At 66.2% G+C, this 12,675-nt stretch carries 13 protein-coding genes and 1 tRNA gene; 5 read left to right on the top strand and 9 right to left on the bottom strand.

What is annotated here, in order from left to right:
• Positions 1–21 precede the first annotated feature (21 nt).
• Positions 22–711 carry a TRAP transporter small permease gene (locus tag IE266_RS16935; protein ID WP_189681300.1) on the top strand — a complete coding sequence of 230 codons (690 nt, stop codon included), beginning with the start codon at positions 22–24 and terminating at the stop codon, positions 709–711.
• A 3-nt stretch (positions 712–714) separates the two neighbouring features.
• Positions 715–2,109, top strand: a complete 1,395-nt coding sequence (locus IE266_RS16930; protein ID WP_189681299.1) for a TRAP transporter large permease — start codon at positions 715–717, stop codon at positions 2,107–2,109.
• 57 nt (positions 2,110–2,166) lie between these two features.
• Here the strand turns inward: IE266_RS16930 and tpiA are convergent, their stop codons facing one another.
• Genes tpiA through IE266_RS16895 form a run of 7 tightly spaced genes read right to left on the bottom strand, consistent with a single transcriptional unit; the run spans position 2,167 to position 7,654 of the window.
• The gene (gene tpiA / locus IE266_RS16925) at positions 2,167–2,916 is read right to left on the bottom strand and encodes a triose-phosphate isomerase (protein ID WP_189681298.1); all 750 of its coding nucleotides are present in this window, start codon (positions 2,914–2,916) and stop codon (positions 2,167–2,169) included.
• A 27-nt stretch (positions 2,917–2,943) separates the two neighbouring features.
• Positions 2,944–4,116: a molybdopterin molybdotransferase MoeA gene (locus IE266_RS16920; protein ID WP_189681297.1), complete on the bottom strand. Its 1,173-nt coding sequence runs from the start codon at positions 4,114–4,116 to the stop codon at positions 2,944–2,946.
• Positions 4,113–4,586 (bottom strand): cyclic pyranopterin monophosphate synthase MoaC, encoded by a 474-nt coding sequence (gene moaC / locus IE266_RS16915; RefSeq protein ID WP_189681296.1) that lies wholly within the window; start codon positions 4,584–4,586, stop codon positions 4,113–4,115. Before moaC ends, IE266_RS16920 begins: the two co-directional genes overlap by 4 nt.
• Positions 4,586–5,398: an indole-3-glycerol phosphate synthase TrpC gene (trpC, locus tag IE266_RS16910; RefSeq protein WP_189681295.1), complete on the bottom strand. Its 813-nt coding sequence runs from the start codon at positions 5,396–5,398 to the stop codon at positions 4,586–4,588. The genes moaC and trpC overlap by 1 nt, the downstream gene beginning before the upstream one ends.
• Positions 5,399–5,400: 2 nt before the next feature.
• Complete coding sequence (locus IE266_RS16905; RefSeq protein ID WP_189681294.1) at positions 5,401–6,060, bottom strand: uracil-DNA glycosylase; 660 nt, start codon at positions 6,058–6,060, stop codon at positions 5,401–5,403.
• Positions 6,060–7,076 carry an anthranilate phosphoribosyltransferase gene (gene trpD, locus IE266_RS16900; protein ID WP_189681293.1) on the bottom strand — a complete coding sequence of 339 codons (1,017 nt, stop codon included), beginning with the start codon at positions 7,074–7,076 and terminating at the stop codon, positions 6,060–6,062. The genes IE266_RS16905 and trpD overlap by 1 nt, the downstream gene beginning before the upstream one ends.
• Positions 7,073–7,654 carry an anthranilate synthase component II gene (locus tag IE266_RS16895; RefSeq protein ID WP_189681292.1) on the bottom strand — a complete coding sequence of 194 codons (582 nt, stop codon included), beginning with the start codon at positions 7,652–7,654 and terminating at the stop codon, positions 7,073–7,075. Before IE266_RS16895 ends, trpD begins: the two co-directional genes overlap by 4 nt.
• 178 nt (positions 7,655–7,832) lie before the next feature.
• On the opposite strand from IE266_RS16895, the gene IE266_RS16890 reads away from it, so the two are divergent.
• Positions 7,833–9,620, top strand: a complete 1,788-nt coding sequence (locus IE266_RS16890; RefSeq protein WP_189681291.1) for a divergent polysaccharide deacteylase family protein — start codon at positions 7,833–7,835, stop codon at positions 9,618–9,620.
• Positions 9,621–9,676: 56 nt separating this feature from the next.
• Here the strand turns inward: IE266_RS16890 and IE266_RS16885 are convergent.
• Positions 9,677–9,750 (bottom strand) — tRNA-Cys (locus tag IE266_RS16885).
• Positions 9,751–10,173: 423 nt separating this feature from the next.
• Here IE266_RS16885 and IE266_RS16880 point away from each other — a divergent pair.
• On the top strand, positions 10,174–11,322 hold the full coding sequence (locus IE266_RS16880; protein WP_189681290.1) for a hypothetical protein: 1,149 nt from the start codon (positions 10,174–10,176) through the stop codon (positions 11,320–11,322).
• 22 nt (positions 11,323–11,344) lie between these two features.
• Entirely contained in the window at positions 11,345–11,836 is a 492-nt protein-coding gene (locus IE266_RS16875) for a hypothetical protein (RefSeq protein WP_189681289.1), read from the top strand.
• Between the two features lie 28 nt (positions 11,837–11,864).
• Here the strand turns inward: IE266_RS16875 and IE266_RS26925 are convergent, their stop codons facing one another.
• Positions 11,865–12,290, bottom strand: coding sequence for a hypothetical protein (locus tag IE266_RS26925; RefSeq protein ID WP_229864226.1), 426 nt, complete (start codon positions 12,288–12,290; stop codon positions 11,865–11,867).
• Between the last annotated feature and the right edge of the window lie 385 nt (positions 12,291–12,675).

The following is a 12,675-nucleotide window of genomic DNA, read 5'->3' as shown; positions in this document are numbered from 1 at the left end:
AGCGGCCCTGGGGAGGACTGCATGGCTTCGCATTATCAACCACATTCCGGTGTCGGACGGTTCGTCCATGAATTCGAGGAGACGGCGATCGCGGTCATCCTTGGCGCGATGACGCTTGTCACCTTCATGAACGTGGTCCTGCGCTATGTCTTCAACACCGGTTTCAGCTGGGGTCTCGAAGTCACCACCATCCTCTTTGCCTGGCTGGTGCTGTTCGGCGTGAGCTATGCGGTGAAGGTGACGGCGCATCTTGGCGTCGACGCGATCACCGCGATGCTGCCGCCCAGACCGCGGTTCATCCTGGCGCTGGTCGCCGCCGCCTGCTGCATCCTCTATGCCGTGCTGCTGCTGAAGGGCGCCTGGGACTATTGGGCCAACTTCGCCAACCTGCCGCAGACCACCGGGCGCTGGTTCCCGACCGGCTTCGAGGAGATGAAGCGGACCTCGTATCGCGGCTGGTACGAGATGCCCGAGGTGCCGATTCCGAGCTGGCTGCGCTGGATCGAGCCGATCATGAACGACGGCGACAAATACGAGAAGATGCCGCGCTTCATCCCTTATGCCATCCTGCCGATCGGCATGGCCCTGCTGCTGTTCCGCCTGATCCAGGCGACGGTCCGGATTGCCAAGGGCACTTCCGGCGGCCTGATCGTCAGCCACGAAGCCGAGGACGCCGTCGCCGACGTCGCCCACATGAACCGGGACAACTGATCCATGGAAGTCGCAATCCTCTTCCTCGTCGTCATCGGCCTGATGCTGATCGGGGTGCCGATCGCCATCTCGCTGGGCCTGTCGTCGATCTTCTTCCTGCTGGCGCTGTCGGATACCTCGCTGGCCTCGGTGGCGCAGACGTTGTTCAACGCGATGGCAGGGCATTACACGCTGCTGGCCATTCCCTTCTTCATCCTCGCCTCGTCCTTCATGTCGACCGGCGGCGTGGCGCGGCGGATCATCCGCTTTTCCATCGCCTGCGTCGGGCACATGCGCGGCGGTCTGGCGATTGCCGGGGTGTTCGCCTGCATGTTGTTCGCGGCGCTGTCGGGGTCTTCGCCGGCGACAGTGGTGGCCATCGGCTCCATCGTCATCATGGCGATGCGGCAGGCGGGCTATTCCAAGGATTTCGCCGCCGGGGTGATCGCCAACGCGGGCACTCTGGGCATCCTGATCCCGCCGTCCATCGTGATGGTGGTCTATGCCAGCGCCACCGACGTCTCGGTCGGGCGGATGTTCCTGGCCGGGGTCATTCCGGGGATCCTCGCCGGGCTGATGCTGATGGTGACGATCTACATCATGGCGGTGATCAAGGGGATGCCGAAGGGGCAGTGGCAGGGCTGGGGCGAGATATTCGCCAGCTTCCGCGATGCCTTCTGGGGGCTGATGCTGATCGCGATCATCATGATCGGGATCTATGGCCTGCCGGGCATCACCGGGGCGATCTTCACCCCGACCGAGGCCGCCGCCGTGGCCGCCGTCTATGCCTTCCTGATCGCCTGCTTCGTGTATCGTGACATCGGGCCGCTTAAGGAGACAGCGGACCGGGGCCGGCGCAGCCTGCTGAGCGCGCCGCAGGCGCTGGTGACGGCCTTCTTCCACCGCGACACCCGCGACACGCTGTTCGAGGCGGGCAAGCTGACGATCACGCTGATGTTCATCATCGCCAATGCGCTGATCCTCAAGCATGTGCTGACCGACGAGCAGATCCCGCAGAAGATCGCCAGCGCCATGCTGTCGGCGGGCTTCGGGCCGATCATGTTCCTGGTGATCGTGAACGTGATCCTGCTGATCGGCGGGCAGTTCATGGAGCCCTCGGGCTTGATCGTGATCGTGGCGCCGCTGGTCTTTCCGATTGCCATCGAGCTGGGCATCGACCCGATCCACCTTGGCATCATCATGGTGGTGAACATGGAGATCGGGATGATAACGCCGCCCGTGGGTCTGAATCTCTTCGTGACCTCGGGCGTGGCGGGGATGTCGATGATGGCGGTGGTCCGGGCGGCGCTGCCGTTCCTGGCGGTGCTCTTCGTCTTCCTGATCCTGATTACCTACGTGCCATGGCTGTCGACGGTGCTGCCGACGGCGATCATGGGGCCAGAGATAATCGTGAAGTAGCCGGTCCAACGGCTACACCTGCGCCGCTCCCTCGGGGGCGGCGTTTTTCTTTGGGGCCTAGTGTGCTGCCGAGAGGGCGGCGACGATGGGGGCGAAATCGGCCGCGGTGAGGCTGGCGCCGCCGACGAGGGCGCCGTCGACGTCCTTGACGGCGAAGATTTCGGCGGCGTTGGCGTGCTTGACCGAACCGCCGTAGAGCAGGCGGATGGCATTGCCTGTCTCGCCGTAACGGGCGACCAGTTCGGCGCGCAGGAAGGCGTGGACCTCGCCGATCTGGTCGAGCGTGGCGACCTGGCCGGTACCGATGGCCCAGATCGGTTCATAGGCGACCACCAGTGTCGCGCCGCCGGCCTGGTCGGGCAGGGAGCCGGCGAGTTGGGCGCGGATCACGTCGAGGGTGCGGCCCGCCTGGCGGTCGCCGAGGCTTTCGCCAAGGCAGAGGATGGCGGTGAGGCCGGCGGCGATGGCGGCCTCGGTCTTGGCGCGCACGATGGCGTCGCTCTCGCCGTGGTCGGCGCGGCGTTCGGAATGGCCGGTGATGACATGGGTGGCGCCGGCATCGCGCAGCATCTCGGCCGAGAGGTCGCCGGTATGGGCGCCGCTGGTGGCAGCGTGGCAATCCTGTGCGCCGATCCGCAGGGTGCTGCCCTGCGCCTGCGCCGCGGCGCGGTGGATCAGCGTGGCGGGCGGGCAGATCAGCATCTCGCAGGCGGGATCGGGCTGGGCGGCAAGCAGGGCAGAGAGCTCGGCCAGGTTTGCGCCGAGGCCGTTCATCTTCCAGTTGCCGGCCGCCAGTTTACGCCGCATTGCAGATCTCCCGTGAAAGTATTGCCGTCAGATCGGCAGATAGCTGATTTCCGCGCCATCGGCGAGGGCGGCATCGTTGGGGGGCCGTACCACCAGCGCGTTGGCCACCGCAAGAACGCCCAGCATGGCACTGTCTTGGTTGTCGAAAACCCGTGCTTGCCCGTTTTCGACCACGGCGCGCATGTAGTGTTCGCGCGGGCCGTTGGGGCCGAGCGCACCCGCGAGGCGCGCCGAGTGCAATGGCGGGATATCGGTGCCGAGGCCGAGCAGGGCGCGCACCATGGGCACCAGGAAGAGGTGGCCGCAGACCATGGCCGAGACCGGGTTGCCGGGCAGGCCGACCATCGCCGCATCGCCCATCCGGCCCGCCATCAGCGGTTTTCCGGGGCGCATGGCGATCTTGTAGAAGGCGCGCTTGAGGCCGAGGTCCTGCGCCACCTCGCCAACGAGGTCGTGATCGCCGACCGAGGCGCCGCCGATGGTGACGATCAGGTCGGCGCCGCGGGCCAGCCCGAAGGCGGTGTCGAGTGAGGCGTGGCTGTCGCGGGCGATGGGCAGCAGGCGGGCATCGGCGCCGGCCTCTTCCAGCATCGCCTTGAGGCCGAAGGTGTTGGAGGCGATGATCTGGTCGGGGCCGGGTTCCTCGCCCGGCATCACCAGTTCGTCGCCGGTCGAGATCAGCGCGACCACCGGTTTGCGGGTGACGCTGACGCGGGGAATGTTCATCGAGGCGAGCAGGGCGATGTCCTGCGGGCGCAGGCGGCGGGGCGCTGCCACGGTGGTGCCGATGCGGAAGTCGCCGCCGGCGGCGCGGACGTTGGGGTTGCTGCCGGGTTCGTCGGAGATGGTGATGATTTCGCCGGTACGGCTCACATCTTCCTGAATCACAACGAAATCCGCGCCCTTGGGCATCGGCGCTCCGGTGAAGATGCGCACCGCCTGGCCGGCGCCGACGGTGCCGGAAAAGCCGTGGCCTGCCGCCGCCTCGCCGATGACGCGGAACATCGAATCCTTCTGCGCCTCGGTCGCCTTGATGGCGTAGCCGTCCATCGAGGAGGCGTCGAAGGGCGGTTGGTCGCGCCGGGCCGTCACTTCGCGTGCGAGCACGCGGCCGTTGGCCTGGGCGAGGGGAACCTCCTCGACCGGCAGGGGCGCGACGAGATCGAACAGCAGGGCGCGGGCTTCGGCGACAGAGATCATGATGCCTCGTAGCGGCCGGATTTGCCGCCATCCTTGAGCAGAACGCGGATGCCGCCGATTTCCATCGCCTTGTCCACGGCCTTGGTCATGTCATAGACCGTCAGCGCAGCGGTGCTGACGGCGGTGAGGGCCTCCATCTCGACCCCGGTCTGGCCGGTGGTCTTGACGGTGGCCTCGATGCGGACGCCGGGCAGGTCGGGGTCGAGCGTGAGGTCGACCGAGACCTTGGTGATCGGCAGCGGGTGGCAGAGCGGAATCAATTCGGCGGTCTTCTTGGCGCCCATGATTCCGGAAAGGCGCGCGACACCCAGCACATCGCCTTTCTTGGCGCGGCCTTCGGAAATGATGTCAAAGGTTTCGCGCGCCATCTTCACGTGACCCTCGGCCACGGCGATGCGCGCGGTGATCTCCTTTTCGGAGACATCGACCATATGCGCGTCGCCCTTGGCGTCGAAATGGGTCAGCGCCATCAGAAGCCTCCGGCGCGCAGCGGGTTGGCGAGCAGAGTGCGGGTGGCGGTGGCGACGTCGTCCTGCCGCATCAGGCTTTCGCCGATGAGGAAGCTGCGGACGCCGTAGCGGGCCATGTCGGCCAGGTCCTCGGGCGTGTTCAGCCCGCTTTCCGAGACGATGGTACGGTCGGCCGGCACCAGCTTGGAGAGCTTGCGGGTGGTGTCGAGCGAGGTCTCGAAGCTGTGCAGGTCGCGGTTGTTGATGCCGACGAGCGTGCTCTTGAGCAGACCGGCGCGTTCGAGTTCGGCCTCGTCGTGGACTTCGATCAGCACGTCCATGCCCCAGTCCATCGCGGCGTCTTCCAACTCGGCGGCCTGGGCGTCGGAAACCGAGGCCATGATGATGAGGATGCAGTCGGCCCCCAGCGCGCGGGCCTCGGCGACCTGGTAGGTGTCATACATGAAGTCCTTGCGCAGCGCGGGCAGGGCGCAGGCGGCGCGGGCTTCGGTCAGGAAGGACTTGGCGCCCTGGAAGCTGGGCGTGTCGGTGAGCACCGAGAGGCAGGTCGCGCCGCCGTCCTCATAGGCGCGGGCGAGCGCGGCGGGGTCGAAATCGGCGCGGATCAGGCCCTTGGAGGGGCTGGCCTTCTTGATCTCGGCAATCAGGCCGTAGCCTTCGAGGGCGGCGCGCTGCAGCGACTCGGCAAAGGGGCGCACGGGGTCGGCGGCGCGGGCCTCGGCCTCGACGGCTTCGAGCGGCTTCGCGGCCTTGTCGGCGGCGACTTCCTCGAGTTTGTAGGCCTTGATGCGGTCGAGAATTGTATTGGTCATGGCTACTCCTGGTCGGCCCAGTTTATGGCCCTCTCGCCGTTTGCCTGCAACCACGCATTGACGCGGGAAAAGGGGCGAGAGCCGAAGAAGCCGCGATAGGCGGAAAGCGGCGAGGGATGCGCGGTTTCAATGCGCAAATGTTCAGGATTTTGCATCCGTTGCCCGAGTTTCTGCGCCGGCTTGCCCCAGAGGACGAGGGCGCGGGGACGGTCGTCGAGGCGGTCGAGCACCTGGTGGACGAGGCGCTGCCAGCCGAGCGACTTGTGGCCCTGCGGGCGGCCTTGAGGGACGGTCAGCGCGGTGTTGAGCAGGAGGATGCCCTGGTCGGCCCAGTCGGCCAGATCGGTGCGCTGGCGGGCTGGGCCAAGGTCGCTCTGCAACTCCTTGAAGATATTGCCGAGGCTGTCGAGCTTGCCGCCGAAGTCGGCCGGAATGGAGAAGGCCAGGCCGTCGGCCTTGCCGGGCGTGTGGTAGGGGTCCTGGCCGAGGATCAGGACGCGCACGGCGTCAGGCGGCGTGCGTTCCAGTGCCGCGAAGATCCGGGCGGGCGGCGGATAGACCGGGGTCTCTTCGGCGGCCAGCGCGGATTCGATCCGGGGCAGGTCCTGCGCGAAGAACGGCAGGCTGGCCCAGGGACCGAGCCGCGACAGGTCGAGCGGCATCAGCCGGCCTGGGACAGGCGGGCGACCATTTCGACCTTTTCGCGGGCGGCGCCGCTGTCGATGCTGGCGCGGGCCATCTCGACGCCCTCGGGCAGGCTGGGCGCGGCTCCGGCCACCACCAGCGCGGCGGCAGAGTTCAGCAGCACGGCGTCGCGGTAGGCCGAGTGCTCGCCCGCCAGCAGGGCGCGGAAGGCTGCGGCGTTGTGCTCGGGGCTGCCGCCGACGATGGCCTCGAAGGGGTGGACGGGCAGGCCGGCGGTCTCGGGGTGGACCTCGGTCTCGCTCACGGTGCCGTTTTCGAGCCGGGCGACCCAGGTGATGCCGGTGATGGTCAGTTCGTCGGTGCCGTCGCTGCCGTGTACAAGCCAGGCCGAGTCGGAGCCAAGCTGGCGCAGGGTTTCCGCCATCGGGCGGATCAGCGCGCGGCTGAAGGCGCCGGTGAGCTGGCGCTTGACCCCGGCGGGGTTGGTCAGCGGGCCGAGGATGTTGAAGATCGTGCGGGTGCCGAGCTCGGCCCGGACCGGGCCGACATGGGCCATCGCCGGGTGGTGCATCGGCGCCATCATGAAGCCGATGCCGGCCTCTTTGATACAGGTTTCAACGGCTTTCGGGCCGATCATCACCTTGATGCCCATATGGGTCAGGGCATCGGCGGAGCCGGATTTCGAGCTGAGGTTGCGGTTGCCGTGCTTGGCGACCACCACGCCCGCGCCGGCGGTCACGAAGGCGGCGGCGGTCGAGATGTTCAGCGTGCCCTTGCCATCGCCGCCGGTGCCGACGATGTCGATGGCGCCCTCGGGCGCGGCGACGTGGTGGCACTTGGCGCGCATCACCGCGGCGGCGGCGGCGTATTCGTCGACCGTCTCGCCCCGCGTCCGCAGCGCCATCAGCAGGCCGCCGATCTGGCTGGGCGTGGCCTCGCCCTCGAACAGGATGGCAAAGGCCGTCTCGGCCTCGGTGCGGGTCAGCGCCCGTTCGGCGGCAGCGCCGATCAGCGGTTTCAGCGCGTCGCTCATGCCGGCACCTTCATCGTCTTCAGGAAATTGTCGAGCAGGGCGTGGCCATGCTCGGAGGCGATCGATTCCGGGTGGAACTGGACGCCGTGGATCGGCAGTTCGCGGTGCTGCAGGCCCATGATGGTGCCGTCCTCGAGATCGGCGGTCACTTCGAGGCAGTCGGGCAGCGAGGCGCGCTCGACCACCAGCGAGTGGTAGCGGGTGGCGGCGAAGGGCGAGGGCAGACCGGCGAAGAGGCCCTTGCCGGTATGGCGGATATGCCCGAGCTTGCCATGCACGATCTCGCCGGCGCGGACCACCTTTCCGCCGAAGGCCTGGCCGATGGTCTGGTGACCGAGGCAGACGCCGAGCAGCGGGGTGCGGGTCTCGGCGGCGGCCGCCGTCAGGGCGAGGCAGATGCCGGCCTGGTCGGGATCGCAGGGGCCGGGCGAGAGCACGATGCCCGCCGGGTTCATCGCCATCGCGGCCTGCACGTCAAGCGCATCGTTCCGCTTGACCGTCACGGTTGCGCCCAAGGCCCCTAGATAATGCACGAGGTTGTAGGTAAAACTGTCGTAGTTGTCGATCAGCAGCAGCATTCGGCGTATCGGTCGATGGGGGCCAGGGGCGGTGGCCCCGAGCGCGTGAAGGTTCGGCACCTAAATGGTCAGGCTTGCGGGCCAGCGTCAAGGCGCAACCGTCCGCGACCCGTTCCGTCGTCAAGGCTGCCTGAGACAGCCGGCGGCTGCGGGCCAACAGATGAGAGGCAAGGCAGCTATGCGTGGATTTCTCGGAGGTATCGTTGCTGGCGGCGTCGTGGTCGGGGCCGGTTTGGTGACGCTTTCGGTGCTCTCGCCGGTGACGCCGGTGCCCGAGGTGCGCAGCGAGCCGCCGGTCTCGGCGAGCGGATCGACGAGCGCCGGGGAGAGCGACGTCGGCGTTGAGGGCAAGGACGCGCAGGTGGTCGAGGCGAAGCCCGCCGCGCCGGCCGAGGTGGCGGCGCCGGCCGCTCCGGCCGCGGGCGCGGATACCGCCCCGGCGGACCAGCCCGAAGTGGCGCCGGCCCCGGCGGTGCCGGGCACGACTGCCCCGAGCGCCGAAGGCGCGGGCGTGGAGGTCAAGCCCGAGAGCGCGGTGAGCGCGCCGGAAGCGGTGCCGGCCCCGGCGGTGCCGGAGGTGGTTGCCGCACCGCAGGTTGCCGGTGAAGCGCCGGCGCGGCCCGAGGCCTCGGCGGCCCCCGAGGCGGTGAGCGCGCCCTCGGCGGGCGGTGCGCCGGTGGTGGTGACGCCGGTCGAGCCGGCCCCCGCAACAAGTGATGCAACCGCGCCGATGCCGCAGCCCGAGGGCGACCCGGCCCCGGATGTGGCGACCGAGGCGGGCGCGCAGCCCGCGCCCGAGACCGAAGCCGTGGTCGCTGCCTCGGGAGCGACGGGCGAGGCGCCGCTGCCCGAGGTGGCGGGCCAGAGCGAACCCGCACCCGGTGGCACGGCGCCGCAGGTGAGTGTGCCCGGCCCCGAGGCCGCGCCCGAGGTGGCGACGGCTCCGGCCGCGCCGCCGGTGGCCGAACCGGCCCCTGCCGAGGGGCAGGCCCCGGCCTCCGGCAGTGCGGCGGTTGCCCCCGAGGCGGTGCCCGCGCCGGAAGTGGCCGAGGTTCCCGCGCAGATCGCCGCGCCGGAGACGCGCGATGCGCCGATTGCCGTGCCCGAGAGCGACAGCCCTCCGGCGGTGAACGAGGCGACGCCGGGCGAGGCGCCGAAGGTCGTGGTGCTGTCGCAGGCGGCCGAGGGGGCCGAGCTGCAGCCGCGTATCGGCAAGCGGGTTGTGCCGCTGACCGAGCGCAATGCAGCCGAGACCGCCGAAGCGCCGGTGGCCGAGGTCGACGAGAATGCGCCACCGCTGGTGCGCTTTGCCGCGCCCTTCGAGAACCCCGAGGACAAGCCGCTGATGGCGATCGTCCTGATCGACGACGACAAGGCCTTTGGCGTCGAGGCGCTGAGCGACTTTCCCTATCCGCTGACCTTCGCGGTCGATCCGACCAAGCCGGGGGCCGCCGCCAAGATGGCGCGCCACCGCGCCGCCGGGTTCGAGGTGGTGGCGCTGGTCGACCTGCCCGCGGCGGCGACGGCGCAGGATGCCGAGGTCTCGCTCTCGACGCTCTTCGACCGGGTGCCCGAGGCGCTGGCGGTGCTCGAGGGCACGGGCACGGGGTTGCAGGGGAACCGCGCGCTGTCGGACCAGGTCAGCGCCTTTGCCGGCGCCAGCGGGCGCGGCGTCATCACCCAGGGCAACGGGCTGAACACGATGCAGAAGCTCGCCGTGAAGGAGGGCGTGCCGGCGGCGGCGGTGTTCCGCGATTTCGACGGCGCCGGGCAGTCACCGACGGTGATGCGCCGATTCCTCGACCAGGCCGCCTTCCGCGCCGGCCAGGAGGGCGCCGTGGTGATGCTGGGCCGGGTGCGGCCCGACACGATCTCGTCACTGGTGCTCTGGGCCCTGCAGGACCGCGCCACGCGCGTCGCGCTGGCCCCGGTCTCGGCGGTGCTGAGGGCATCGGTGGGGGAGTGAGGCCGGGGGGATTCGCCTGAGAATACAGGGCGTTGCCGGGTCTTGGGGGAGTGTTCTGGAGGCGGGTACCGGAATCGAACCGGTCTACACGGATTTGCAATCCGCTGCGTAACCTCTCCGCCAACCCGCCAACTGCCGACGCTGCATAGATTTTCCCATCGGTGCCGTCAAGCGGTTATCACTCCGGTTATCACGTTCGTGTTCTGTGCTTGTTCTGTTCATGGGGGCTTTCACGGGCCTTGGAGCCTCAACTCAATCCGCGACCGGAGGGCGGGGACGTCAGCCTTCTAGGTTACCTACTTTGGGTCCTGGGGGGAGGCCATTTGCGGCGCGAGACGTCAGCGCGATGTGGGTTTAGGACGCGACTTCTCAACGCAAAGCGCGCAGCGAGCCACTGTCTTGACTGCTCTTCGCTTGGCCGGTGGACAGCAGCAGATTTCAGGTCGCAGCCTTTGCCATCCTTCGTTTCCGGGTGGCGGTGCGCAGGATCGGTTGTTTCAAAGTGAATTATCGACGATAAAATCGCGCCAACAGGAAGATTCGGGAACTCACTTTGCCACCCATTGTCGATATTAGAGCACGCGTATTCGGTGAAGATGACAAAGCATATCGCATCTTTCCGGGCGTAAGGTACCGCCATTACGATGTGATGAAGGACTTTGGCGTCGTTTTCTTGGACTATCCCGGCCTGCCTCTTCCTTCAGGAACCAGTTATCCACGTTCTGAACATACAAAAGAAGCTATAGTCCGCGGGGAGAGATACGCGGAAGTCGCCTACCGGAGTTCTGACCGGGTTGGGGAGTTGATGGCTGAGGTCGCCGCCCTCGATCTCGGAAACACACGTTGGTCTAAGCGTCGTGAGCTCGCGCTTGGTTGGATCAATGGTCTCTATCATGAAGTGAAAGCGGGCGACCTGGTGGTCTTACCTGGCCCCATCGGCCCCAAAGACAACGAGGTTCGGAACACTCTGGTCGGCGAAGTCTTCGGGCTACCGGAGCGTTGGAGGGAGGCGCCCGAACCTTATGCGAGTGCTGGTCTTCTGGTTCGGCGGGTTCGTTGGCTTGCAGAGATCGACGAACGAGATCTGGACGGTCGGACTTATCGTTCCCTGAGAACGCAAAATGCATTGATCAGCATGAGGGCGGATCTTCTGCGACCGGTCCTCGGTGCCGCGTATCAAAATGTAATCGTAAACGGAGACTTTCTGGCGCGGTTTCAGACTACCGGATTGGAGTTCAATGCACGTGAATCCTACCACTTTCAGGCCTTCGTCTTGGCTGTGGTTGAGGCTTTTTCGCGCCGTAGCGAAGAGGGAGTGACGGACAAGCTGCAAGAATCGATCTATGCGATGGCGGCGTCGGTCAAAAGGGGTGACCGGTATATTCCAGAGCAGGACTTTAGCATCCACTCACCCGGTTACACGACGCTCAAGGGCACTTCGATCGTCTTTGTGGTGTCTGCGCTCTTCGCACTTGCGCTAGAAGGGAATGCCCAGCCCATCGATGTGAACGGTAATGTCTCGATTGAGTTCGAAAACTCCGTGTCGACTAGGTATGACCCATGTGCGGCGGAAGGTATTGATGAGGCGACACGTGAAACTTTGCGTGCAATGGGCTATGATAGGTGGCAAGAGGCGTGTCGAGCGGCAACGGCGGCCAACGAAGATGAGGGCTTTGCCCCTAGAGCAACGGTCAGGAAGTGAACACTCAGTCGATAGGCAAGCGATGGGCCATGTGAAAGACTGGTTTAATGCTGAAAGTACCCCCCGAGGATGGATGGTTGTCGGGGCAGTTGTCATGTTCCTCTTGAATGCGGGTCTTTCTCTGTGGCTTTGGCATGACCAAAAGGGGGCTGAAGCTGACCGTGCCGTGGCCGAAGTCATCGAAAGACGTAGCGATGAAATTCGGCTTTCGGCCCTCGACTTCCAAACTTTTGCCGCGGCATATGCTGCTGCCGTCGTGGATGGCACATCGGAAATCCCGGATGCTCGAGCACGCTTACTTGAAAACGTCATGAGGCAGTACTCGACAGTGGATATGCTGGAAGATCTTCTGCCGGTGGGCTCGCGCGATGCGGTTGCCAGTTACAAAGTCGCGCTTTCTATGTTCTCGAACGTTGTGACTGACACCGATGAAGTGCTGAAAATGCGCCCGTTCTGGGAAGGTGCAGCTCAGGTGCTCGTGGCGCGTGATGTGCTGATCCGTTCCCTAGGTTAATCTGAGATCGTACAGCTAGGACCAGCGTTCAACGACGCTTCTCCCTTGCCCTCCGCGCCGCCATCTCCTGCCTCGCCTCGCCGGCGTAGAGCCGCACCATCGCCTTCGTGGAGTGCCCAGAGTAACTCATGATCTCGTCGTCGTCGCACCCGGCCCAGGCTAGCTCCTTCACGCCACGGTAGCGCAACGCGTGGAGGTCGTAGGCCAGCAGCTCGAGGCGCTCGCGCTCGGTGCGCATGATCTCGGCCATCCGGCGATAGGGCAGTGGTGATCCGTCCGCCTTGGTCAGGACCTTTCGGCCCAGGTAATTCGGGCAGCCACAAGCGGCTTGCATCAGCGCAGCCTGAGGTCCATGCTTAAATGAACCGTGGGGCTGCCCCAGCTGGTTGAACCTGCAGGAGACTTCGATGTCCCCGAGAACACTAGCCGTGATCACCATTGTAATCGTCGCCATGGGTGCACTCCTTTACATTTCAGGCGTCATTCCGACAGGCAGGGTTACAGTGGAGCCTACGACCACCGCGCCTTCCAATTGATCTGATTTTCTGTTCGGCCGCTGTCACTTCAACTGCTGCTTGGGTTCCGGCGCTCATCCTGTCCTAGTGTCGGGGCGATCTGCGTCGCCAAAATTTTCCGCAGCTCCCTTGCGGACACGCGCAAGACCAATGGTCAGTTCCGAGTTGCGCTGCGGGCGGTGCGAGTTTCTTCTCGCATGGCCTAAAATGGCCCTGTTTCCGCAGGGTCCGAAAGGATTTTCCGATGTCGCACGAAGCCTTTGCGAGGTGACGTCCCGGTGCGTGGTGTAGCTGTCGGTGGCCATCGGGTTTCTCGGTAGGGTC

It is taken from the genome of Seohaeicola zhoushanensis (assembly GCF_014656415.1).
In the GTDB taxonomy this organism is placed as follows: domain Bacteria; phylum Pseudomonadota; class Alphaproteobacteria; order Rhodobacterales; family Rhodobacteraceae; genus Seohaeicola_A; species Seohaeicola_A zhoushanensis.
The sequence above is the reverse complement of the archived record's forward strand: the minus strand, read 5'-3'. Positions and strand labels throughout refer to the sequence as shown.

Bases quoted from the DNA above. Each gene is read 5' to 3' on its own strand.
- trpD (WP_189681293.1), bottom strand. From the start codon at position 7,076: ATGAGCGACGCGCTGAAACCGCTGATCGGCGCTGCCGCCGAACGGGCG.
- IE266_RS16890 (WP_189681291.1), top strand. From the start codon at position 7,833: ATGCGTGGATTTCTCGGAGGTATCGTTGCTGGCGGCGTCGTGGTCGGG.
- IE266_RS26925 (WP_229864226.1), bottom strand. From the start codon at position 12,290: ATGGCGACGATTACAATGGTGATCACGGCTAGTGTTCTCGGGGACATC.
- IE266_RS16905 (WP_189681294.1), bottom strand. From the start codon at position 6,060: ATGCCGCTCGACCTGTCGCGGCTCGGTCCCTGGGCCAGCCTGCCGTTC.
- IE266_RS16930 (WP_189681299.1), top strand. From the start codon at position 715: ATGGAAGTCGCAATCCTCTTCCTCGTCGTCATCGGCCTGATGCTGATC.
- tpiA (WP_189681298.1), bottom strand. From the start codon at position 2,916: ATGCGGCGTAAACTGGCGGCCGGCAACTGGAAGATGAACGGCCTCGGC.
- moaC (WP_189681296.1), bottom strand. From the start codon at position 4,586: ATGGCGCTGACCCATTTCGACGCCAAGGGCGACGCGCATATGGTCGAT.
- IE266_RS16935 (WP_189681300.1), top strand. From the start codon at position 22: ATGGCTTCGCATTATCAACCACATTCCGGTGTCGGACGGTTCGTCCAT.
- IE266_RS16895 (WP_189681292.1), bottom strand. From the start codon at position 7,654: ATGCTGCTGCTGATCGACAACTACGACAGTTTTACCTACAACCTCGTG.
- IE266_RS16875 (WP_189681289.1), top strand. From the start codon at position 11,345: ATGGGCCATGTGAAAGACTGGTTTAATGCTGAAAGTACCCCCCGAGGA.
- trpC (WP_189681295.1), bottom strand. From the start codon at position 5,398: ATGACCAATACAATTCTCGACCGCATCAAGGCCTACAAACTCGAGGAA.
- IE266_RS16920 (WP_189681297.1), bottom strand. From the start codon at position 4,116: ATGATCTCTGTCGCCGAAGCCCGCGCCCTGCTGTTCGATCTCGTCGCG.